The sequence below is a fragment of the Clostridium sp. X genome, assembly GCF_055755365.1.
In genome coordinates this window covers 2,180,747-2,205,120 of the sequence record NZ_CM146912.1, presented here as the reverse complement: position 1 = coordinate 2,205,120, position 24,374 = coordinate 2,180,747, and the positions used below count along the sequence as shown (strand labels likewise).

Sequence of the window (24,374 nt, the reverse complement as noted above, 5' to 3'; positions counted from 1 at the left end):
TTTTTACTCTCCTAGTATATGCATTTTCTCTAAAGATAAAGATGCTTTTTTCCTTGTATTCTCATCAATTATAACTTCATTACTTAAATCTCTAAGACAGTGATATACATCTTTAAGAGAGGTTTTTTTCATGTTAGGACAACACATATTTAAAACATAAAAATCCTTAGTAGGATTTCTTTTCTTTAACTCATGCACCACCCCATACTCAGTTACAATGAGATACTTATTCCATTTATCCGTAGTAGCAAAATTTATTATTCCACCTGTGCTTCCCACATAGTCTGCTAAATCTCTAACTTCTTTTCTGCATTCTGGATGAACTAATACCTTTATGTCTTGTCCATATTTTTCTTTTGCCTCTATAATATCTAAAGCAGTAATTCTATCATGTACATGACAATATCCATCCCATAATATAAGTCTTTTATCTGAGACTTGTTCTTGTATATAAGATCCTAAATTTCTATCTGGTAAAAATATTATTTCATCACTATCTATATTTTTTATAATATTAATTGCACTAGAAGATGTACAACATACATCAACTACAGTTTTAACTTCTGTGGAAGAATTAATATAACATACTACCTTTGCATTAGGATGTTTTTCTTTTAATTCTAATACTTCTTCCTTTGTTGCCATGTCTGCCATAGGACAGAGTGCTTTAGTATTTGAAAATAGTACTGTTTTATTAGGTGATAACACCTTTGCACTTTCCGCCATAAATTCTACTCCACAAAATACTATTACATCTTGTAGACATTCTTTTCCCTTTTGACTTAAGTAATAAGAATCTCCTACAAAGTCTGCTATTTCTTGTACTTCTTCAGGCTGATAATAATGAGCTAGAATAACTGCATTTCTTTCTTGTTTCAATTTTAATATCTCTTCTTTTATATCCACAACCATTTATTACACGCCTCTCTCTGTATATATTTAGGTGTATACAAGTGTATATACACCTAAAGGTAATATACCACTTATTATATATTAAATCAATAATTCCTACAAAATAAAAATAAGCTACTAACCACAAAACTGGTTACTAACTCATCTTTAATAACTACTATTTTCAAATCTTATTCAGTTATTTTATTATTTTTGGTTATTTTAAATATACCTTTAATCAGAACTTTTATTACAGCATAAGTAGGTATAGCCAAAAGACCACCTATAAAACCAAATAATGAAATAAAAATAATAATTATAAATACTACGGTGAGAGGATGAATATTTAATCTATTTCCTATGACATAAGGTGATACAAGATTCCCTTCTAGTTGCTGTACTACAATAAGAACAACTAATACTTTAATAACCATTGAAAACCCTATAGTTAGTGCTATAAAAACTGCTGGCAGTATACCTATAAAAGTACCTAAAACAGGGATTATAGAAGTAATCATAGAAAAAATGGCTAAAACCATTGGATTGCTCATTCCTATAAGTAAATATCCTATATACATTAGTAGTCCAATAACTAAGGCTATTATTAACTGTCCAGTAATATATATTGATAGTGTTTCATCTATTTCTCCAAAAATTTCATTAAAATCATTCTTATACTTTTGTGGAAGCAGCCCTATAAGACCTTTATATATCTCTCTATCATCCTTTAAAAGATAAAATAAGATGAAAGGTATTAAAATTACTTGGCTGCCTACATTAGCAATAGCAGAAATTACATTCCCTGTATTTATTAATACACTTTTAAAAACAGCTTCTACATTTTGAATTAGCTTTTGTTGAATACCTGTTATAGAAACATACTGACCTATTTTACTTTCTAATATTCCATCTGTATTATTTTTAGCTATTTCAAATTGACTAGGTAAAGTATTAAAAAAGCTATTAAATTCTTGTCCAATACTTGATCCTCCATAAATTACTGTTACTCCTATTAATATTCCTATAAATATAAAAACAATTAAAATAGATAAACTTTTATTAATATGTTTACTCTCTGATAAAAATCTTACTAAGGGCCTAATCATATAATAAAATAATACTCCCACTACTATAGATATAAATAAAGCATCCATTATCACACCAAAAGGCTTTAATAAGTAACTAATCTTACCTATTAAATAGACAATTATTAATATTAATATTATGCCTACTGAATATTTATAAAATTTATTATTAAATGGCATATAACTCTCTCCTATCTTATATTTATAATAAAATTTTTTATATTAAATCTTTTTAACTTTATAATTTCTTTACATATTTTATTTCATATATTATACTTAGGTTAATGATAATATACATTTTAAAAATTGAATTTTAAAACTTTGCGGGGGAGCCCTTAGGCTGAGAAGGTTATAAACCTGACCCTTAGAACCTGATGCAGTTAATACTGTCGTAGGAAGCAAATGAGCTAATGGTATTTATTATATACATTATATAATAAATTAACTTTATTAGTAAATAAAAGCTTACCCTATGGGTAAGCTTATTTTTATTTAAGGGGGATTTAAAAACATGAATTATTCAACTCAAATGGATGCAGCAAGAAAAGGTATAATAACTAGAGAAATGGAGATCGTATCTAAAAAAGAACATATGGATGTTAACACTTTAATGAATCTTGTAGCAGAGGGTAAAATTGCAATACCTGCCAACAAAAATCATAAATCATTAGACCCTGAAGGTATAGGACAAGGCCTTAAAACTAAAATTAATGTAAATTTAGGTACATCAAAAGATTGTAACAATATTGATAAAGAGTTAGAAAAGGCTAAAGTTGCAATTGATATGAAAAGTGAAGCAATTATGGACTTAAGTTGTTTTGGAAAAACTGAAGAATTTAGAACAAGACTAATTGAAATATCATCAGCTATGATTGGAACTGTTCCCATGTATGATGCTATAGGTTTTTATGATAAAGAACTAAAAGATATTACTTCTGATGAATTACTAGCAGTTATAGAGAAACACGCCCAGAACGGTGTAGATTTTATGACTATTCATTCAGGAATAAATAGAGATACTGCAGAGGTATTTAAAAGAAATAAAAGGCTTACTAATATAGTCTCACGAGGAGGAAGCTTACTTTTTGCTTGGATGGAACTAAATGATAAAGAAAATCCTTTCTTTGAGTACTTTGATAGAATCTTAGACATTTGTGAAAAATATGATGTTACAATAAGTCTTGGAGATGCTTGTCGTCCTGGCTCTATAGCAGATTCTACAGACCCTAGTCAAATTAAAGAATTAATGACATTAGGAGAACTTACTAAAAGAGCCTGGGAAAGAAATGTACAGGTTATGATTGAAGGCCCTGGTCACATGGCACTAAATGAAATTGAAGCAAATATGCTTTTAGAAAAAAAATTATGCTATGGTGCTCCTTTTTATGTATTAGGGCCTATTGTTACAGATATAGCTCCCGGATATGATCATATAACAAGTGCTATAGGTGGCGCATTAGCTGCCTCTAAAGGAGCAGACTTTTTATGCTATGTAACTCCTGCAGAGCATCTTAGATTACCAAATCTAGATGATATGAAAGAAGGAATTATTGCTACTAAAATTGCTGCTCATGCTGCTGACATTGCAAAAGGTATAAAAGGAGCAAGAGATTGGGATAACAAAATGAGCAAAGCTAGAAGAGATTTAGATTGGGAAGAAATGTTTAATCTTGCCATTGATCCTGAAAAAGCTAGGCGTTTTAGAGCAGAGTCAACTCCTGAAGATTCAAATACATGTACCATGTGCGGCAAAATGTGCGCTGTTAGAAATATGAATAAAATTATGTCTGGAAAAAATATAAACATTTTAAGAGAAGATGACTAAAACTTACATACATTTTAAAAACACTATCACTTTAATGATAGTGTTTTTAAAATTTTTACATTATTAAACTATTCCATGTGATTTCTCCAACTATTCCATCTATTTTTAGCCCCTTTATTCTTTGGTATCTCTTTACTGCCTCAACTGTTTTAGCTCCATAGACCCCATCTTCAGAGCCTGGATTAAATTCTAATGTATTTAGCCTTTGCTGTAATAGCTTTACATCCTCCCCAGTCATCATTGGTATTGTATATAATATTACTCTCTTAAGTTTTGGTAAACTCTTACTACTAAATAATTTAGCCACTGTGTTTTGTCCTACTATACCATCTACTAAAAGACCACTAACTTTCTGAAAATTCTTAACTCCATTCTCAGTATTTCTGCCATAAATCCCATCTGCTATTCCTACACTAAATCCTAATTCATTTAACTTGTTTTGAACTTTCTTTACATCATCACCTGACATCATAGGAATTATATATCTTAAAAGTCTTATACTTTGATTAACCTTTTCTTCTTTAGGCTTATCAATCTTTACTGGCGATTGATTCTGAATCTCTATTTTAAGCAGTCCATATACCACTGCCTCGGCACATCTCTGTCTTATATCTTCCCTTTTTAACTTTGTTGTATCTTCAATATTATCAATAAATCCAAACTCATTTAAAATTGCTGGCATATTAGTTGCCCTGATTACAAAAAGATAATCCCCATTACGTCCTTCCCTGGTTTTTAATCCCCTTGATTTAAATATCATCCTTAATTTCTCTTCAACTCTTTTAGCATATTCTTTACTCTTACCACCTACTATAGAGTGCCAAACTTCTACGCCCTGTCCTCCCCCAGCATTAATATGATTGGATATAAATACATCAGCCCTCCATCTATTTGCATCTTGTATCCTTGCCTCTAAAGAAACAGTTTTATCTTCAGTTCTAGACATTTTAACTTCATGCCCTAATCTTTCAAATAAATCTTTCTGTCTTAGTGATATATCTAATGTCAAATCTTTTTCGAATAGTCCATTACCTATAGCTCCTGGATCAGAACCTCCATGACCTGGATCAATATATATTTTCATTATAATCCCTCCCTTAGCTCTATTTAAATATACATCTTATTTCAATATATGCAGTTTTACATAAAGTTGTAATAATAGGCTTGTCTTTAACATAATTTTATCTATATATGACTATGAAACGTGAAAGAGGTGAAATCTATTTGAAAAAGGGAAGCCTTATATTTTTAATTTTAATTTTAATCATAGGTATTTTTGCAGGTGGTAACTTGTATCTTAACAAGAAAAAACCAAGTAATTTTTATTATACAAATTTACTAGCTAAAAATTTAACTTTATACTCCAATTATGAAGTTAAAGTATTGGACACTAACTTTTATAAAACAGAATCTATTTCTGGTGAAAATATAGATATAATTAAGAGTTTCTTAAAAGAATTAAGAAAACCTAACTTTACTACAAAACCTGCCAATATCGCTAATAAACCTAAATATAAGATCTTTTTTAACTTTTCCCACACTGGAGAAAAATACGTAATTAATATTTACGACGATCAATCTGCATCAGTTTATCCTTGGGATGGTTCATTTAATATGGATTACATAAACATGAAAGATATACCTCTTAGATATAATCTATTTAGTCTATGTAAAAATGCATTCACAGAAAAAGGATAGTAAAAAACAGAGTGTTATCCATCTTGGATAACACTCTGTTTTTTACTTAAATACTTCAATTAATTCTTTAAATATTTCTTTACTTTCATTTATCTTTGATGAGTTTCCTAAAACACATAAATAGTTTTGTTTCATACTATCTCTTAACATATCGGCAAAACCTCTGATCTCTTCTACAGTGCATTTAAGTACTTCATCTCTTTCTTTTTGGACATCAGCTTGTGTAACATTACTCAAATAATATGTCACGGATTTATCAGCTATTAAAGAAGGTGTTAGCGGTAAATCGAAATTGCTTATTGTACCTATAATATATTTTGTCATTTCTCTTTCATCAGCATTAAAGTTTCTTAGATAATCTTCCGCCTTATTATATATTTCTATAGTTTCTTTTAAATTTGGGTCTCTATAAGATCCAAAAAACATATTCCCACTTCTTCCGAAGCTTGCAAATGACCCATAAGCTCCTCCAAGAACACGTACATTACTCCATAAGTAATCTAGGCTTTGTATAGTCTTTAGTACTTGAAGACTCCCTTTGTATTCATATCCTAATTGTCTAAAATTACATCCTTTAATTACATATTGAACATCACCTTGTGTAAGTAATCCTTCATTTTTGGCACCTACTTCAAATTTATATTCTTTAAATGGTAAGTCATTGTCATTAAGTTTATTTATAAAAGCTTCTAAGTCTTTTTTCACAGCTTCATAATCTTCATTTTCCGATGCAAGACTTATTATTAAGTTCTTTCTATTAAAAATTAGGTTTGAAACTTCTTTTAAATTACATATTATTTCATCAATCTTCGAATCAAAGTTTTCTTCTAAATCCTCCATAAATCTAAAGAAATCAAATCCTGATAATACTTCCTCATATTTACCTACTGGTGAAAAATATGAGAAAAGTCTATTAGCTGCTACAATATGACCTGAATCAAAAATTGCCATTTCTAAACGTGATTTTATTTCTTGAATAATCTCTTTTAGTCTCTTTTTATCATCTATTTTTGTATTAAGTAATATTTCTTCTAGGATTTCTATAACTTTAGGTACTTTATCTACTAATGATTTTGATCTTACAATAAACTTAGGTAAATATTCTCCCATAGTTCCATTCTGAGTAAAACTTGCAGCACCGTAAGATATACCACCCGTATAGATATTAATTTCATTTGACAAATCTGCATAGGTGAATTTCTCTGTTCCTATTCTACCTAGTATACCTGAGAGTAGGGTTAAATATGGTATGTGCTTTTCATCTACAGTTCTAGTATCAAATATAAATTTAATATATGCTATCTTATTTGTAAATATAGGATTTAATAGAACTTTATTATCTCCTATAAATTTTTCTACTAATGGTAGTTTTTCTGCTTTAGGGTCTATATCTTCTAATGATAATAAAGGAATCTTTTCTATATCTTCTTTACTTTCCGGTGTTGTTTGTCTTTCTCTTAAAGCTTTAGTTTGACTTATTATTTTTTCTATTTCTTCTTCTGATAAAGAATCTTTATATTCTTTTAATTTGCGTTTTAAACTTTCAGCTTTTTCCTCTGCTAGATTCGCTTTTGGAACAAGAGTAATTAAAGATCCGTGGTTGACATTAATTAAGTATTTTTTTATAAGTTCTTCAAAATAATTTGTAGTTAATGCAGTTTTAACTTTTCCTAAAACCCTCTCATATTCAAGAGGCATTAATGGATCACTATCATATAACCATCCTGTCATAGCCTTTGTATAATATAATAATCCTTTAGGATAACTTCTCGTATCCCCTTCTCTTAATCTAAACTCTTTTACATTAATACATGCCTCTACAAGTCTTTTATCTATTCCATCTTCAACTAATTTTTTTAAGGTATTAAATACTATATTTTTAAACTCTTCTTTTTTGTCTTCATTAGAATTTTTTACTACAATACTAAATACAGGCTGCAGAATACTTCCATCAAAAAATCCATAAACATCTTTTCCTATACCTGCATCTATAAGGGCCTCTTTTAGTGGTGCTGCTGGTGTTTCTAAAAGTAAGTATTCTAATATATCAAAAGCTAGAGAAACTTCATCATTGCAAGCATCTCCAAGTACAAAGTTTAAACTTAAGAAGGTTTTATCTTTGCCTTGATCTTCTTTTCCTACTGGATACTCTGCTTTAAAGTTTCTTATTTCTCCAAAAGCTTTTTGGAGACTTATTTTAGAATCTACCTCTATCTTATTAAAATTATTTAAATACTCCTCATTAATGAATTTAAGTTGTTTCTCAATCTCTCCATTCCCATATAGATATAAATAGCTGTTAGAAGGATGATAGAATTTTTTATGGAAATCTAAAAACTGCTCATAGGTTAAGTCTGTTATATACTGAGGATCTCCTCCCGACTCAACTCCATAAGTAGTATCAGGAAATAAGGATTCCTGGATCTTTCTATAAAGCAAATCCTCTGGAGATGAAAAAGCTCCTTTCATCTCGTTGTACACTACTCCTTTATAAGTAATTTCTTCTTCCTTGCTATTAAGCTCGTAGTGCCATCCCTCTTGCATTAATATCTCAGGATACTTGTATATGTTAGGATAAAATACAGCATCTAAATATACATCCATCAAATTTAAAAAATCTTTATCATTCTTGCTAGCAACAGGATATATAGTTTTATCTGAGTAAGTCATAGCATTTAAAAAGGTATTTAAAGATCCTTTTGCAAGTTCTACAAAGGGATCCTTTATTGGAAATTTTCTAGAACCACATAGTACCGAATGTTCCATTATATGTGGAACTCCTGTGCTATCCGTTGGAGGTGTTCTAAAACCTACTGTAAATACTTTATTATCATCATCATTCTCTATACTTAAAAGTCTTGCACCACTTTTTTCATGTTCAAACATTCTAGCTTTAGAATTTATCTCTTTTATATCTTTTTCTTCAACTAACTTAAATCCATGATATATTTTATTTAATTCAAAATTCATACCAGTACCTCCTTCGCAATATGTAACTATTAATTATTTTACCAAAATTTTCACGTAGAAACGACAACTTTATTTTAATATTAAAAAAATCCACTATTAAATATAGTATAACCTTAGAATTTATCTTATACTTATTATGTAATTATTATTATATAAAATAATTAATAAACTTATATTTAGGAGATGATTAGATGTACAGAAAAGGTGATTTCCATTTACATACAACCGCATCAGATGGAAAACTTTCTCCAAAAGAATTAGTTTCACTAGGTAAAAATCAAGGATTAGATATTATAGCTATTACAGACCATGATAACACCTTTGGCGTTGAAGAGGGGATTTTACAGGGTGAGAGTATAAATATTAAAGTTATACCAGGAATTGAGCTATCTACTAGACATAATGGTGATAGTATTCATATCTTAGGATATTTCAAAGACGATTCTTATAAAAATAGATCTTTTCAAAAGTACTTAAAAGATATACAAGACTATAGAATAATTAGAGCAGAAAAAATAATACAAAATTTAAAATCTCTTTTTAATATAGAATTAGATTTTAATAAGCTTCTTATCGATAATCATGGAGTTATCGCAAGACCTCATATTGCTAAAGCAATAATAGAAGCAGGCTACCCTTATGCTTTTCAATATATATTTGATAATATTTTAGGTAATAACAGTCCCGCTTATGTTCCAAATAAGGAGATTACTATAGAAGAAGGTCTTGATATACTACATTCTGTTAATGCTATTACCTCTCTTGCTCATCCTACTTTAATTAAACGGTCCCCAGTTGAAGATATACTAAAGTATGATTTTGATTGTGTTGAGGCTATTTATCCTCTAAATCGAAATGGCGAAGAAGAACATTTTAGAACTTTAGCATCTAAGTATAGGAAAATCATTACAGCAGGTTCAGATTATCATGGACTTGGTATTGATGATACTAAACATGGCTATATAGGTAAATGTACCTTAGAAAAGGATAATCTTAATAACTTCTTAGAAATTTTAAAGCTCCTGTAAAAAACACAGGAGCTTTTGTTCATCTTTAAACTTCTTTTAAAAATGCCGCATATGCCATCAATGTTTCATATACATCTGCTTTAGATACCACTTCCCAAGGTGCATGCATATTTTGTACAGCAACTCCACAGTCTATAACATTCATTCCATATTGTGCTAATATATAGGCTATAGTTCCTCCACCACCTTGATCAACCTTTCCAAGCTCAGCAGTTTGCCATGTAACATTATGTTTTTCCATAATGGCTCTGATTTCTCCCATATACTCTGCATTTGCATCATTTGAGCTAGATTTTCCTTTAGATCCTGTATATTTACTAAATACTACACCTTTTCCAAAGTATGCTGAATTTCTTTTTTCCATTACTGATGGGTAATTTGGATCAAAGGCAGCAGTAACATCTGAAGATAACATTTTTGAACTTGAAAGAGCACGTCTAAGCTTTAAATCATTATAGCTCTCCATTAAGTTCATAATTTCAGCTACAGTATTTTCAAAAAACTTAGATTGCATTCCTGTGGCTCCAACACTTCCTATTTCCTCTTTATCAACTAAAAGAACAACACAAGTTTTTGTTGGATTATTTACTTTTAGTATTGCTTCAAAAGATGTATAAGCACATACTCTATCATCATGCCCATATGCCATAACCATACTCTTATCTAATCCATAATGTCTTGCACGACCAGCCGGTACTACCTCAAGTTCAGCTGATACAAAATCCTCTTCATTTACATCATATTTTTCATTCAATAACTTTAATATATTTTGTTTAACTCTATTTTTCATTTCTTTATCTTCTATTGGAATACTTCCAACTAAAATATTTAAATCTTCTCCTTCTATCCCCTTAGCTAATTTCTTCTCTAGCTGATTTCCAGCAAGATGAATTAAAAGGTCTGATATTCCAACCACTGGATCACTATCATCCTCTCCAATTACTATATTTACTACAGTACCGTCTTTTTTTGCAAATACTCCATGAATTGCAAGAGGAATAGTTACCCATTGATATTTTTTAACTCCACCATAATAATGAGTTTCAAGTAATGCTAGATCTGTATTCTCATATAGGGGATTTTGTTTTAAATCTAATCTTGGAGAATCTACATGTGCACCTAAAATTCTTAATCCACTTTCCATAGGTTCATTCCCAATAACAAACATAGCTAGAGTTTTTCCCATACAATTTGCATAAATTTTATCTCCAGCTTTTACTTTACCATTTGACTTAATTATATTTTCAAGGTTTTTATAACCTTCTTTTTCTGCAATCTCAACAAATTCTTTTATACATTCTCTTTCTGTTTTACACTTTGACATAAAGTTTATGTATCTATCATTTAAGTCAAATACTTGCTTTAAATCATTTTCTGAATATTTCTCCCATGCATAATCATAGTTTTTTTCTAACTTATTTTCTTTTTTTTCTTCTGACACATTAATTCCCCCAGTCTATTTATAATAGTAATAATTTAGTTTTATTTTATATTAGTCTTATTATAGTATTATTTATTTCAATAAAGATTTTAAAACTATTTTTTAATATTTACTTACTAATATCTTTATAACCATTTTTTTCTCTTAAATACATATATAAGGGCTACTGTAATAAGTGACATTAATAATATTGTATAATAATATCCGTAGGTTGAACTTGTAAGAGGCATTTTATCAAAATTCATTCCCTGAAGACTAGTTATAAGATTTAAAGGAAGAAAAATGCTAGTTATTATAGTAAATATCTTCATCAAATCATTTGTTTTATTAGCTATCTCTGATTCAAAAGCTTCTCTTACCAAAGCTAAATCCTGAACCAAACTTTCTAAGGCCATCATAAGCTTATTTATTTTTGCATTTATATTATAAAAAAGCTTTATTTCATCCTCTTCAATTATTGCATTGTCATTGCTGACTAAGCTATCGCCTACATATCTTAAAGGATTTAAAAACTTGCGTATCTTATATAGTTGTCTTCTTAAATGAATTAATTCATCTGCTTGCTCATGAGAAGGATTCCTTAATACTTCAATTTCTATTTCATCCGCTTTTGCTTCAAGCTTAGACATAATACTATAATTTTTCAATATAATCCTATCTATAATATAATAAAGGATCATGGCTGGTTTCTGATTTTCTCTGAGCATAAAGCAGTTCTTACAATCATTAATGTCTTGTATTAGTTCATTTATTATTCCAATATTATCATCATAAACTGTAATAATGTAATCTTTACTTAAATAAATATTTAACTCCCTACTTTTAACTATTTTATTTCTATATCCTAATATATTAAAACTTAAAAACATATAGCCATCGAAAAAAATTATTTTCGATGAAGTATTTATAGGACTAATAGCCTGTGCAAGACTCTCCTCATCCAAAACTATCTTTTCTCTTAATTCCTTTATCTCTTCTTTATTTGTTATTATCCAATAATTACTCTTTCCTACCTTCCAATCAGAATCTGCCTCTTTAAAATTATCTAATATATCTAACACTTTCATATAATCACCAACCTAAAATTAGTTTTGGCTTTACCAAAACATTTTAGCTATTTAGTTTTTTAAACTTATTATTTGTGATTTAGTTAGCAATTATTCTATCAATCTTTTTATCATGTTTATCCATTGGTACTTCCTCTAATATTTGAAAATCATAAGCTAAAGCTATCTTTACCGCATCGCTTTTTATCTTAGCTAAAAATCTATCATAAAAAGCTCCTCCATATCCAACTCTTCCACCTTTATTATCAAAAGCTACTCCTGGCATTAAAATTAAATCTATCTGTTTTTCATCAATTGTATTATCAAAACTTTCTGGCTCTAAAATATTATATACACTAGGTTTTAGTTCATTAAATGAAGAAATAGCTATAGCTTTCATACCTTCTTCCTTAGATAAAATCTTAGGAACGCATATTTGTTTCCCTTCCGCTAAAGCATATTTAATAATTTTATGGGTATCAACCTCTCCTTCAAAGCTCACATAGATAAAAATAGTTTTTGATTTTTTATATTCACTGCTATCAATTACTTTATAAAATATTTGTTCATCAAAAACTCTTTTTATATCTTTATTCAATTCTTTTCTCTGTTTTTCTATAATATCTCTAATTCTTTTTTTCTTGCTCAATTTTCATCACTTCTTCCATTCTCTTATCTATTGTCTCTACAGGTGAAACATTGGAAATCAAACTATACCTATAGTTAGCTGCTGCTGCTTCAATTATAACTGCTAAATTTCTTCCCGGTCTTATTGGAATAGTAATTTTCCTTACTGGTATATCTAATATACTTAAATATTCTTCATCTATTCCTAATCTATCGTAGCTATGATCAGATTTCCATTGTTCTAAATATATTATGATATTAATAGCTTTTTCCTCTAAAATAGAACTAAGACCATAAAGTGCTGGTACATCAATAATCCCCATTCCTCTTACTTCCATCATTCCTTCAGTTATATACGGTGCTGTTCCATAAAGATTCCCATCAATTTCTTTTATATCTACAGCATCATCAGCAATAAGCCTATGACCTCTCTTTATAAGCTCTAATGCTGTTTCACTTTTTCCTATACCACTTTCTCCTGTTAATAGTATTCCAATACCATATACATCTACTAGCACCCCATGAAGTCTAGTTTCTGGCGCCAGCTTTGCCTCTAAGTAATTTTTTAATCTTGTTATGAATTTTGTCGTTAGGCTTTGACTTCTTAAAACCCATCTATTATTAAGTTTTGCATTTTCAATTAATTCATCTGGTGGTACTAATCCTCTAGTTATAATTACACAAGGAGTTTCAAACTGAAAGAATTTTTTCATTCTTTTCTTTATAACTTCTACAGGCATACTCTCTAGAAAACTCCATTCTGCCTTTCCTATTATTTGAATTCTTTCATTAGCAAAATAGTTATAAAATCCCGCAAACTGTAGTCCTGGTCTAACCATATCACTAGTCTTTATATCTGTATTTTTTTCTCCTCTAACAACAACCTCTAAATCTAAGTCTTTAATTATATTTTCAACTGTTATTCTCATTACTAATCCTCACTTTATTTCATTTATATCAATATTTTACATTATGTAATTATTTTTATCCATACTAGCTGACAAACTTTGAAAAATTTACTAGGTTAAATTTTCATTTATTACTTTTTACTGTTGTAGATAAAAATATTTTATACTAGATAATCGCGATAACGTAAAAAAAAGTTGCGACTATGCGCAACTTACCTTTATATTAAACTAGTTTTATTTAAGTAGTGAATTGCTTCAACAAACCTTATTGTAGAAGTTTTAGCCCTCATTACAACAGAATGAGTTGTAGCCATATCATTTTTAGAGAATACTACTCCCTTTAATAAATCACTGTCTGTAAGTGCTGTTGCTGCAAAGTACACATCATCACTCTTTACTAAATCATCTATAGTTAATACTTTTTCCACATCATCAATTCCCATTAACTTACATCTTTCTCTTTCTTCTTCAGTATGTGGCTCAAGCTTTGCTTGCATCTCTCCGCCCATACATTTAATAGCTGCTGCTGCTATTACGCCTTCTGGTGCTCCACCTGTTCCCATCATTAAATCAATACCAGTATTTTCAAATCCACAGGCTATAATAGTAGCTACGTCCCCTTCTCCAAATAACTTTACTCTAGCTCCTACCTCTCTAGCTTGTTCTACTATATAATTATGCCTTTCTCTTTCTTGTACAGTAACTGTTAACTCCGTTACATCCTTATTTAAGGCTTTAGCTACACTCAAAATATTTTCTCTTGGAGACTTATTTATATCTATTGCACCCTTTGCTCCTGGACCTACTGCTATTTTCTGCATATACATATCTGGAGCATGAAGTAGACTTCCTTTTGGTCCCATAGCAACCACTGCAATAGAGTTAGGTAATCCCTTTGCAATTAGCACTGTACCGTCTACTGGATCTACAGCAATGTCCATCTCAGGCATATTTTCTTGTCCAATCCCAACTTTTTGACCAATATAAAGCATTGGAGCCTCATCTATTTCTCCTTCACCGATAACAACCGTTCCTCTAATAGGCATCATGCTAAAAGCTTTTTCCATTCCATCCACTGCTGCTTGATCCGCAGCATGTTTGTCTCCTCTTCCCATAAGTCTAGCTCCTTTTAAAGCAGCAGCCTCTGTTACTCTCACTAAACCCATAGCTACATCTATATTCATCATTTGATATCCCTCCAGATTATTGTAATGTTCTACTTATTTATCTATGTAATCACGTTTTACGCAATATTTCTACAATATTAGATATTATATTACGATAAATATTATAGCACATATAAGATTTTATACAAGGAATCTGTACAACATTTCATCAAAGATAGAATAATTTTTATACGGATATTAAATAACTATACTATAAAATAAAAAGCACTAATTAAGTTGTGCTTTTCATTTTATAATACGTATAATATTATAGTCCTAACTCCTCTAAAACTTCTTCTATATCAAATTCTTCACTAGAAAATACTGATATAAATTCGCATCTATTTCCTTCATCTTCATCAACATCATATGAAACATATTGCCCATTTACATCAAAATCTTCTATAATTTCTTCTATAGTTTCTCCAACATTATCTGCTGCTATATCATTTAAGTAAGGTAGGTAATAACTCTCTTTCCAGTCCTCTCCATCCTCTTCATCTTCACTTTCATCATTTGCATAACCTCTGGCTCCTGCTAATTCATCTTCATCAAACTCATAGAAGAATTTAAAAACACACATTTTCCCCTTTAATTTAAGCTCTTCAACATCACTTAAGTCACTTTCTTTTAAAAAATTTAATATTTCTTTTTTATCCATATTAGCTCACTCCTTTTAAATTGATACACTTATATTATGATAAATACTTTAAATTATTATTTCTGAATTTATATTTTATTAAAATTCTATAAAGAATACTAATTATTTTAGTATTCTAATAAACTTCTCTAAAAATTCATCAGCAACCCTATAGTCTTTTTCTCCTGGAATGAACTTAAATTTCATTCCCTCATCTACTGTTTTAAATTTCATAGATTTTAACCTATCAGTCATCATTTTAACTCCCTCTCCACTCCATCCATAAGACCCAAAAGCACCTGCTGCCTTGCCTTTATTTGATATTACAGATATTGAAGCCAGAAGTTTCCATGCTGGTTCAACAGCATCTTGATTTATAGTTGGAGACCCTACAAGAAATCCTGTACAATTATTTATACGTTCTACGGCCTCAATATGGTCTATATTAGTTATTTCATTAACCTCAGCCTTAATTCCTTTTTCATTTAACTTTTTAGCTAAGTATTTAGCCATAATCTCTGTATTATGATAAGCTGAAATATATAATATTTGCACATTTTCTTCAAGAGCTTTTTCTAGTGCCATGTCTCTGTAAATTTCTAGTGAATCTTTTATACTATTTTTCGAATGAATAGGTCCATGACTTGGTGCAATTAACTCCATTTCTAAATCCTTAACTTTATCTAGTCCTGCTAAAACAAATTTTTTAAATGGCTCCATAATACAATCAAAATAATATTTAAACTCTTCTAGATAATCTTCTTTATTTCTGTCAATTATCATATTATTAGTACAATAGTGTGCTCCTATGAAGTCACAGCTAAATAGTATCTTTTGCTCCATTGCATAAGTAAACATAGTATCTGGCCAATGTAAGTTCGGTGCTGATATAAATTTTAATGTATTTTTACCCAGCTTTAATTTTTTAAGATTTGAAATGTTTTCCCCTATAAATTCCCTATTTAAAATTTCTTTTAAATAATTTAGGGCAGCTGTAGTTCCTACTACTATTGCTTCTGGATATACCTCTAAAAACTTTATAATAGAACCACTATGATCCAATTCAGTATGTTGAACCACAATATAATCTACTTTCTTATCTCCAATTATTTCTTTTATAGATTCATAAGCCTCTTTCCAGAAACCATCTTTAACACTATCAATTATAGCTACTTTATCATCGTTAATAAGATAAGAGTTATATGTAGTACCTTTTTTAGTAGTCATTATAATATCAAAAACTTCAAGACCAGCATCCTTAACTCCAACCCAATATATACCATCTTTCATCTTTATCGCTGCCATCAATTATCTCTCCTCATATATAGTATTTATCATTTAATAATACTCCAAATCTTCATATTTATCCGATGAATACCTACCATAGATAACGATTTCTAAACTTCATCCAAGAACTCTGTTTATTTTTCCCTAAAGATTTAAAATATCATAGTGTCAAATGGATACATTTCAAGATAATTCTCATACATTCCCTCTGCATTTTCAAATGATATTCTTCCTTCAGTTAGATTTCTATAAAGAATGTATAGTTTTGTATGGAGCTCTGGATTATTTGTTTTAGATTCCCTCATCTTTTTTAAAATCTTTTCTTCTAAAGAATCATTAGAATTAACACCTGTATATTTTTTAATATTTTCTATTAAATTATTAACTCTAAATTTTACTGCTCCTTCTGGAGTCAAAGCTTCTATCTCCTGTAATTCAGATATAATTCCTTCTAAGGTTTCAAAGTCTATAGCTATTGTCTTTTTATTATCCATCTAACCCATCCTCTCTTAATAATTTCGTTAGTAATAAGATAACCTCACTAAAAAATTAATTGTATATACCTCATTTTATTTTTATTCCTTAACTAATATTATAATACAATAATATTACATTAGTGTATTAAGATTTATTTAATCCTATAGTTAAATTTTAAAAAATAAAAAAGGCACGAAGAAAATCAATATTTTCCTCATGCCTTAGTCTCTATTTTTATTCTGCAGAAGCTTTAGGTGAAAATTCATTTCTTCCACTTTTACTTAGTGCTCGTACTAAGGAAGCTGCTATAAGCCCATCTACAAAATGGTGAAGTATAGTACCAACAATTACGCTTACTAATATAAAGTTTATAGACCATCCAAATGCATTTCTAAATGGTAGTACTGCTAATCCTTCTAAAATTCCGTGTATAGGTGCTGTTACTAAAATAACTTTCCTAAAACTAATTCCTTTTTTAAGCATAACAGCTCCAATTAAACCTACAAATATGTGCATAGCTGCTCTTGCTACTATCCATAAAGGTGTTCCAGCAATAAAGAATCCTAATGTAGAACCCACTCCAACAACTACTGCTGTTCCAGGTCCAAAAAACATAGCTAAAAACATTGGTACATGTGAAGCAAGTGTTGCTGAGAACGGACCAACAACTATTTTTAAAAATCCAAAATAAAGTGGTATCATAATAGCAATTCCAGTAAGCAATCCCGCATATGTTAGTTTTTTAACATTGTTGTTCATTTATTCATCCCTCCGTATACTAGTGTATATACACCAATATACACTATGTTTATATATATGTAAATATCTAAAAGCTATAGTTATTATCTCCTTAATTAAAAAAATAATAAAACCTAAAATAGATTTTCTCTAATTTTAGGTTTTATTTAATAATCTCTAGTTCTTCGTTATAAAGAAGTAAGTTTTAAAATCTGTTTCATAGATATGTAGTAATAATTCTATATACCTTTATACTACATAGCTCCTGCTGATACTGAATTAGCTTGGCTTTGTGCCTCTAACATACTCTTAACTTTCATAAGTCTTGTAAGAGCTCCTCTTTCATTTTCTTCAAGTTTCATTACAATATACCTAATAGTCTCTTGAAGTTGAGGAATTGTCATATACTCAAGAGCATTTACTCTTCTTCTTGTTTTTTCAATTTCGTCCGCCATAAGTTGACAAGACTTTTCCACTTCAGCAAGTTCCAGCAATTTTGGAAGAATCCCATAAAGCTTTTCTATGGAGTCATCTAATTCCGATGATGTAGTAGCATATCCGTAAGGGTATATACTTCCCTCTTCATCCTCAAGTTGTCTTCTAAATTCCATTTCTGGTACATCAACACTCATAATATTTTTTGTCTTTACATAAACAGTTATATCTTCCTTTGGATAAGCAATTGCTTCTTCCAAAAATTCTGAAGACATAAGTGCTCTTGCCATAACAAAATCCTTAAAGGAGCTACTTAACTGTTCTTCAACACTTTTTCTAAGCTTATTATTATACTTAACAAGTTCTATAAACCTTCTCATAAGCTCATCTTGCTTATCCTTTAAAAGCTTATGACCTCTAGTTGCTGTTGATAATCTCTTTTTTAGTGTTGTAAGTTCCATCCTTGTAGGATTTACATTTAATCTAGGCATATTTATTCACCTTCTTTTGAACCTAAATATTTTTCTAAATATTCATCTCTTATTCTCTTAAGTTCTGTTCTAGGAATTATTTTCAGAAGTTTCCATCCTAAGTTCAGTGTCTCTTCTATAGATCTATTTGAAGTAAACCCTTGTGATACATATTCTCTTTCAAATGCTTCAGCAAATTTTGCATAAGCTTTATCAATATCAGATAGTGCAGCTTCTCCTAAAATAACAGCTAGTTCCTTTGCTTGCTTTCCTTGTGCATATGCTGCAAATAATTGGTTCATTGTATCAGCATGATCTTCTCTAGTTTTTTCTTTACCAATACCCTTATCTTTAAGTCTTGAAAGAGAAGGTAAAACATCTATTGGAGGCATTATTCCCTTTTTATATAATTCTCTTGAAAGAATTATTTGGCCCTCTGTTATATATCCTGTAAGGTCAGGAATTGGATGTGTCTTGTCATCTTCCGGCATTGTTAATATGGGAATTTGTGTAATTGAACCCGGTTTTCCTTTTACTCTTCCTGCTCTTTCATATAATGTAGAAAGGTCAGTATATAGATATCCTGGATATCCACGTCTACCTGGAACTTCTTTTCTAGCTGCGGATACTTCTCTAAGAGCCTCACAATAATTTGTCATATCAGTCATTATTACAAGTACGTGCATACCTTTTTCATAAGCTAAGTATTCCGCTGTAGTTAATGCTATTCTTGGAGTAGCTATTCTTTCTACTGCTGGATCATTAGCAAGATTCATAAATAGTACCGTTCTATCTATAGCACCTGTTTCTGTAAAATCCTTTATAAAGAACTGCGCCTCTTCAAAGGTTATACCCATAGCTGCAAATACAACAGCAAATTTACCATCTGATTTTAAAACTTTAGCCTGTCTTGCGATTTGTGCTGCAAGCTCAGCGTGTGGAAGACCTGAACCTGAAAACACTGGAAGTTTTTGTCCTCTAACTAGAGTATTAAGTCCATCTATAGCAGATATTCCTGTTTGAATAAATTCTGAAGGATAATCTCTCGAAAACGGATTTAAAGGTTCTCCATTAATATCTCTTTTTTCTTCTGGTATTATTTTTGGTCCTCCATCTTTGGGTCTTCCAAGACCATCAAAGACTCTTCCAAGCATATCTTCTGAAAGGCTTATTTCTAGAGGTCTTCCTAGAAATCTTGTCTTAGTTCCTAGTAAGTTAATTCCTGTTGAACCTTCAAATAACTGGATTAAAGCTTTTTCTCCATTTATTTCAAGAACTTTGCCGTTTCTTATTTCACCAGTTTGAAGCTCAATTTCAACTAGTTCATCATAGGTTACTCCTTCAACACCATCTACTAGCATTAAGGGTCCAACTACTTCTCTAACCGTTTTATATTCTTTAAGCATTTACAATAACACCTTCTTCCGCTATTAGCTTATCCATTGCTGTTACCAGTTCCCCTGCTATAGCATCTATTCTATCTATTTCAGATTCCGAGATGTACTTAGCTCTTGCTATTTTTTCTCTCATTTCTCTCATATCTATTATCTTATTTAAATAAACTCCAGCTTTTAACGCCCTTACGGCTTCATCTTGGAATGCAAGAACAAGCTTAAGCATTTTAAATTGCTTATTAAGAGATGCATATGTGTCTACATCATGGAAAGCATTTTGCATTAAATAATCTTCTCTTATTGACTTAGCAACTTCAAGTTTTAATCTATCTCCTTCTGAAAGAGCATCTATACCTACAAGTCTAACTATTTCATCAAGACTTGCTTCTTCTTGAAGCAGTGTCATAGCTCTTGTTCTTAAATCTACCCATTCATCAGATACATTTTCATTCATCCAACGTCCTATACTTTCTAAGTATAAAGAATATGAACTTAACCAATTTATAGCTGGGAAATGTCTTTTATATGCAAGTTGTGCATCCAGTCCCCAGAAAACTTTAACTATTCTAAGGGTAGACTGTGTTACTGGCTCAGATAAATCTCCTCCTGGAGGTGACACTGCACCTATTGCTGTAAGTGCTCCCTGTCTTCCATCATCTCCTAGACATACAATTTTACCAGCTCTTTCATAAAAATCTGCAAGTCTTGAACCTAGATAAGCTGGATATCCTTCATCACCTGGCATTTCCTCAAGTCGTCCTGACATCTCTCTTAATGCTTCTGCCCAACGTGATGTTGAGTCAGCCATAAGAGCTACTGAATATCCCATATCTCTAAAATATTCCCCTATAGTTATACCAGTATATATAGATGCCTCACGTGCAGCAACCGGCATATTTGAAGTATTAGCTATAAGAACTGTTCTCTTCATTAGAGACTCTCCAGTTCTAGGGTCTTTTAACTCTGGGAATTCAAGAAGAACGTCTGTCATTTCATTTCCACGCTCTCCACATCCTATATAAACCACTATCTGGGCATCTCCCCATTTTGCAAGCTGATGTTGTACTACTGTTTTACCACTTCCAAAAGGTCCTGGTACACATGCTGCTCCACCTTTTGCTACTGGAAAAAATGTATCTACAATTCTCTGTCCTGTAACAAGCGGCTCAATAGGATTTAATTTTTCTTTGTAAGGTCTCCCTTTTCTTACAGGCCATTTTTGTAGCATTATAATTTTTTCAATTCCTTTTGCTGTTTCTATTTCTGCAACAGTCTCTTCAATTGTATAATCGCCTTCTGAAATAGATATTATTTTACCTTCCATTCCATAAGGAATCATTATTTTATGACTTACAACAGTAGTTTCTTGTACTGTTCCTATAATATATCCAGCTTTAACTATATCACCTACATTAACAGTAGGAACAAAGTGCCACTTTCTATCTCTAGGTAATGCAAGTACTTCTACACCCTTTGTTAAATAGCTTCCTGCCACTGCTGCTATACCTTCAAGGGGTCTTTGTATTCCATCAAACATAGACTCAATAAGTCCTGGCCCAAGTTCTACACTTAAAGGTACTCCTGTAGTAACTACTGGAGCTCCTGGTCCAAGACCTGTGGTTTCTTCGTAAACTTGAATTGAAGCTTTATCGCCTCTCATTTCTATTATTTCACCGATAAGACGTTTATCGCCAACTTTTACAACATCATATATACTTGCATCTTCCATTCCTTCGGCTATTACCAAAGGTCCTGAAACCTTCATAACTCTTCCAGTCTTCAAGTTAACTACCTACCTTCCTTATAAAATATTAACTCCTACTGCTTTCTCCACATTGTCCCTTATTCTCTGCATACCTATATTTAACGTTCCTTGATTGCTCGGAATCAATATAACTGCTGGAAGTGTTTCCCTATTATATCTTTTAATTGTCTCCTCAATATCTTTAGCAACTTGTTCAGTAACAAATATGACTGCGTATTTATCCATTGCCATTTTATCAATAGTCCTTCTTGCCTCATCTGCTTCAACAACAGGGTATACATCTATTCCAATAGCCTTAAAAGCTAACACTGAATCTTTATCGCCAACAACACCTATCTTATACATAGATATCACGCAGCCTTTCTTTTATTAGTTCAGCATTAATATTGTTTAACTTCCCAACCATTATAATTCTTACTAATCTAATCTCATTTTCTTTAGCAAAAATATAAGCAAGTAATGGCTCTACACCAAAGCTAACATATTTAGCATCTTTTATGAAATTCATAATAAAATTATCTGAAAGTTTTTCAAATATATTTAACTTTTTTGATTGTGCGTATTCTTCTATTCCTAATTTAATTACATTAATATAATCAGAATACTGTAATTTATTTATAATATTTTCTAATGATACACTAAGTAATTCAACTAGACTTGCTTTATCCATCTTTCCATTTTCTAGTAAAATCTCTTCTAAAAATTTTCTTGATTTATTTTGTTTCTTAACTCTTAATAATGTTTTTAAATTTATTAAATCAATATTTGTTTGTATAAATTTTATTAAATAGGGTTCATTTAGAGAATGAGCTCTAGAGTACAAATCTTTATACATATAGTTATCAAGAATTACATCTATTTTTTGAGGATCTTTATCTTCTTTAAATGATTCCTTAGATTCTTTAATTCCTTCTCTCATCATGGAGTGTAAATTCCCATAATTTTCAGTTGATATGTAAGTTTTTAAATCACTTATTTTTATTGTACCAACCGGGATAAGAAGACTGGAAAAATCTTTACCTAAAATCTCTGACTTTAAAAGTACTTTTATATTGTGATAATCATATCTTATACTCATAATATCTATCAACTCTTTTTCTGGAGCTATTTCATACATAAAAGAGTAAAGCTTTTTTAATTCATTGCTTAATAAAATCTCGTACTCCTCAGGTCTTTTTAAGTTAGCCATTAAAGTACCGTAACTAGTTTCTTGAAGGATTTTAAAAGCCTCATCAGCTGAGTTACTGTCAACTAATCTTTCTATTTTTGCCTTGTCTAGCAACTTGTTCTCAATTGACCTTATTCTTGGTACAGCCTGAACATACTTTATGTTACTCATTAAGCTTTCCTCCTCTAACTAAACAAAGTACTTGCTACTTCCGCTTCAAGTTCATCTCTTAGTGATTTTATTAAAGCTTCAAAGGTGAAGTTTATTTCCACTCCATTCTTAATTAGAACGTAGCCTCCCTTTATCTTTCTTTTTATAGAACTCAGCTTTAACTCTCCTAATTTGCCCTTAGCATTTAGTTCCTTATTTAGTTCACTAATGAATTCTGGAGTCACTGCAGTATTATTCTCTCCTACTACAATTTCTTCATCACCCTTTATTTCGATAGACAATATACTATTTTTTATAAAATCTAAAATTTTATCAGCTGGTAATTGCATTAATTTATCTTCTGCAATATTAAACACCCTATCAATAACTGCTCCCTTTGATGTTAAATTCATATTCCTAACCTGCAGGTAAGAATTTGAAACAATTCTCTCCGATCTTATTTTAGCTTCACTTTCAGCTCTTGAAAGTATAATTTTTTTCTCGTCTTCAGCTTCTGATACTTTTTTAGCAATTACTTCTTGTTCCTTAAGTTTTGCTTCTTCTATTAATTTTTTTGCAGTAGCTTCAGCATCTTCTAGAATTTTACTAGTTAAATTTTTTATATTAGACATGTGTCTTCACATCCCAACCAATTATATATTAAATACTAATAATAGAGAAATAACGAATGCTAAAAGCGCATAAGTTTCAACCATAACTGCAAGGATAACACCTTTAGTTGAGTGTTCAGGTTTTTTAGCTAATATATTCATACCTGCTGCTGCAACTTTACCTTGAGAAATTGCTGATTGCCATCCTGCAAAAGCAATTGGAAGTGATGCTAAGAGGTAAGCTCCTCCAGTTGCGAAATCTATGTTTGCTGTTCCACCTAAAATTCCACTATTTAATAATATTAATAATCCTATAACGAAACCATATAAACCTTGTGTGCCAGGTAACAATTCTAATATAAGTGCTTTACCAAATTTATCTGGATCTTCAGTAATTACCCCTGATGCTGCTTCACCAACTATACCTACACCTTTAGCTGAACCTATTCCAGACATAAATGTAGCTAAAGCTATTCCTAAAATTGTTAACCCTAATCCACCATTATTAATTAACCATTGTGATAACGTTGTAACATTTTCCATAATTTAATTCC

General features: G+C 30.5%; 23 protein-coding genes and 1 riboswitch. Of the genes, 3 read left to right on the top strand and 20 right to left on the bottom strand.

The window, feature by feature from the left end; genetic code table 11:
- Nucleotides 1–3 precede the first annotated feature (3 nt).
- A complete protein-coding gene (gene nadA / locus ACX0KU_RS11005; RefSeq protein WP_472989957.1) occupies nt 4–912 on the bottom strand; it encodes a quinolinate synthase NadA in 909 nt (302 codons plus the stop codon).
- A gap of 170 nt (nt 913–1,082) precedes the next feature.
- Entirely contained in the window at nt 1,083–2,156 is a 1,074-nt protein-coding gene (locus ACX0KU_RS11000; protein WP_472989956.1) for an AI-2E family transporter, read from the bottom strand.
- Between the two features lie 135 nt (nt 2,157–2,291).
- Nucleotides 2,292–2,391, top strand: a riboswitch (TPP riboswitch).
- A gap of 96 nt (nt 2,392–2,487) precedes the next feature.
- Between ACX0KU_RS11000 and thiC the strand changes: the two genes are divergently transcribed.
- Nucleotides 2,488–3,801 carry a phosphomethylpyrimidine synthase ThiC gene (gene thiC, locus ACX0KU_RS10995; RefSeq protein ID WP_472989955.1) on the top strand — a complete coding sequence of 438 codons (1,314 nt, stop codon included), beginning with the start codon at nt 2,488–2,490 and terminating at the stop codon, nt 3,799–3,801.
- A gap of 55 nt (nt 3,802–3,856) precedes the next feature.
- On the opposite strand, the gene ACX0KU_RS10990 is transcribed toward thiC, so the two are convergent.
- On the bottom strand, nt 3,857–4,885 hold the full coding sequence (locus tag ACX0KU_RS10990) for an N-acetylmuramoyl-L-alanine amidase (RefSeq protein ID WP_472989954.1): 1,029 nt from the start codon (nt 4,883–4,885) through the stop codon (nt 3,857–3,859).
- Between the two features lie 140 nt (nt 4,886–5,025).
- On the opposite strand from ACX0KU_RS10990, the gene ACX0KU_RS10985 reads away from it, so the two are divergent.
- On the top strand, nt 5,026–5,499 hold the full coding sequence (locus ACX0KU_RS10985; protein ID WP_472989953.1) for a DUF4883 family protein: 474 nt from the start codon (nt 5,026–5,028) through the stop codon (nt 5,497–5,499).
- 42 nt (nt 5,500–5,541) lie between these two features.
- On the opposite strand, the gene ACX0KU_RS10980 is transcribed toward ACX0KU_RS10985, so the two are convergent.
- Nucleotides 5,542–8,469, bottom strand: a complete 2,928-nt coding sequence (locus ACX0KU_RS10980) for an insulinase family protein (protein WP_472989952.1) — start codon at nt 8,467–8,469, stop codon at nt 5,542–5,544.
- A 191-nt stretch (nt 8,470–8,660) separates the two neighbouring features.
- Between ACX0KU_RS10980 and ACX0KU_RS10975 the strand changes: the two genes are divergently transcribed.
- Nucleotides 8,661–9,497, top strand: coding sequence for a PHP domain-containing protein (locus ACX0KU_RS10975; protein ID WP_472989951.1), 837 nt, complete (start codon nt 8,661–8,663; stop codon nt 9,495–9,497).
- 25 nt (nt 9,498–9,522) lie between these two features.
- Here the strand turns inward: ACX0KU_RS10975 and ACX0KU_RS10970 are convergent, their stop codons facing one another.
- From ACX0KU_RS10970 to ACX0KU_RS10895, 16 genes are all read right to left on the bottom strand, one after another.
- Nucleotides 9,523–10,938, bottom strand: a complete 1,416-nt coding sequence (locus tag ACX0KU_RS10970; RefSeq protein WP_472989950.1) for an aminopeptidase — start codon at nt 10,936–10,938, stop codon at nt 9,523–9,525.
- Nucleotides 10,939–11,063: 125 nt separating this feature from the next.
- Nucleotides 11,064–12,005 carry a magnesium transporter CorA family protein gene (locus ACX0KU_RS10965; RefSeq protein ID WP_472989949.1) on the bottom strand — a complete coding sequence of 314 codons (942 nt, stop codon included), beginning with the start codon at nt 12,003–12,005 and terminating at the stop codon, nt 11,064–11,066.
- A gap of 79 nt (nt 12,006–12,084) precedes the next feature.
- Nucleotides 12,085–12,633 carry a 5-formyltetrahydrofolate cyclo-ligase gene (locus ACX0KU_RS10960; RefSeq protein ID WP_472989948.1) on the bottom strand — a complete coding sequence of 183 codons (549 nt, stop codon included), beginning with the start codon at nt 12,631–12,633 and terminating at the stop codon, nt 12,085–12,087.
- Nucleotides 12,611–13,540 (bottom strand): HPr(Ser) kinase/phosphatase, encoded by a 930-nt coding sequence (gene hprK / locus ACX0KU_RS10955; protein ID WP_472989946.1) that lies wholly within the window; start codon nt 13,538–13,540, stop codon nt 12,611–12,613. The genes ACX0KU_RS10960 and hprK overlap by 23 nt, the downstream gene beginning before the upstream one ends.
- Nucleotides 13,541–13,737: 197 nt before the next feature.
- The gene (gene glpX, locus ACX0KU_RS10950; RefSeq protein ID WP_472989945.1) at nt 13,738–14,706 is read right to left on the bottom strand and encodes a class II fructose-bisphosphatase; all 969 of its coding nucleotides are present in this window, start codon (nt 14,704–14,706) and stop codon (nt 13,738–13,740) included.
- Between the two features lie 247 nt (nt 14,707–14,953).
- On the bottom strand, nt 14,954–15,346 hold the full coding sequence (locus ACX0KU_RS10945) for a hypothetical protein (RefSeq protein ID WP_472989944.1): 393 nt from the start codon (nt 15,344–15,346) through the stop codon (nt 14,954–14,956).
- A gap of 102 nt (nt 15,347–15,448) precedes the next feature.
- Nucleotides 15,449–16,630: an FprA family A-type flavoprotein gene (locus ACX0KU_RS10940; RefSeq protein WP_472989943.1), complete on the bottom strand. Its 1,182-nt coding sequence runs from the start codon at nt 16,628–16,630 to the stop codon at nt 15,449–15,451.
- A gap of 134 nt (nt 16,631–16,764) precedes the next feature.
- On the bottom strand, nt 16,765–17,106 hold the full coding sequence (locus tag ACX0KU_RS10935; RefSeq protein ID WP_472989942.1) for a hypothetical protein: 342 nt from the start codon (nt 17,104–17,106) through the stop codon (nt 16,765–16,767).
- Between the two features lie 217 nt (nt 17,107–17,323).
- Nucleotides 17,324–17,848, bottom strand: coding sequence for an ECF transporter S component (locus tag ACX0KU_RS10930; RefSeq protein WP_472989941.1), 525 nt, complete (start codon nt 17,846–17,848; stop codon nt 17,324–17,326).
- A 233-nt stretch (nt 17,849–18,081) separates the two neighbouring features.
- A complete protein-coding gene (locus ACX0KU_RS10925) occupies nt 18,082–18,753 on the bottom strand; it encodes a V-type ATP synthase subunit D (protein WP_472989940.1) in 672 nt (223 codons plus the stop codon).
- A gap of 2 nt (nt 18,754–18,755) precedes the next feature.
- Nucleotides 18,756–20,138, bottom strand: a complete 1,383-nt coding sequence (locus ACX0KU_RS10920) for a V-type ATP synthase subunit B (protein ID WP_472989939.1) — start codon at nt 20,136–20,138, stop codon at nt 18,756–18,758.
- Nucleotides 20,131–21,909 (bottom strand): V-type ATP synthase subunit A, encoded by a 1,779-nt coding sequence (locus ACX0KU_RS10915; protein ID WP_472989938.1) that lies wholly within the window; start codon nt 21,907–21,909, stop codon nt 20,131–20,133. Before ACX0KU_RS10915 ends, ACX0KU_RS10920 begins: the two co-directional genes overlap by 8 nt.
- Before the next feature lie 18 nt (nt 21,910–21,927).
- Entirely contained in the window at nt 21,928–22,236 is a 309-nt protein-coding gene (locus ACX0KU_RS10910) for a V-type ATP synthase subunit F (protein ID WP_472989937.1), read from the bottom strand.
- A complete protein-coding gene (locus ACX0KU_RS10905) occupies nt 22,229–23,230 on the bottom strand; it encodes a V-type ATP synthase subunit C (protein ID WP_472989936.1) in 1,002 nt (333 codons plus the stop codon). Before ACX0KU_RS10905 ends, ACX0KU_RS10910 begins: the two co-directional genes overlap by 8 nt.
- A gap of 14 nt (nt 23,231–23,244) precedes the next feature.
- Nucleotides 23,245–23,841, bottom strand: a complete 597-nt coding sequence (locus tag ACX0KU_RS10900; protein WP_472989935.1) for a V-type ATP synthase subunit E — start codon at nt 23,839–23,841, stop codon at nt 23,245–23,247.
- Between the two features lie 21 nt (nt 23,842–23,862).
- Nucleotides 23,863–24,363 (bottom strand): V-type ATP synthase subunit K, encoded by a 501-nt coding sequence (locus tag ACX0KU_RS10895; protein ID WP_472989934.1) that lies wholly within the window; start codon nt 24,361–24,363, stop codon nt 23,863–23,865.
- Nucleotides 24,364–24,374: the final 11 nt, after the last annotated feature.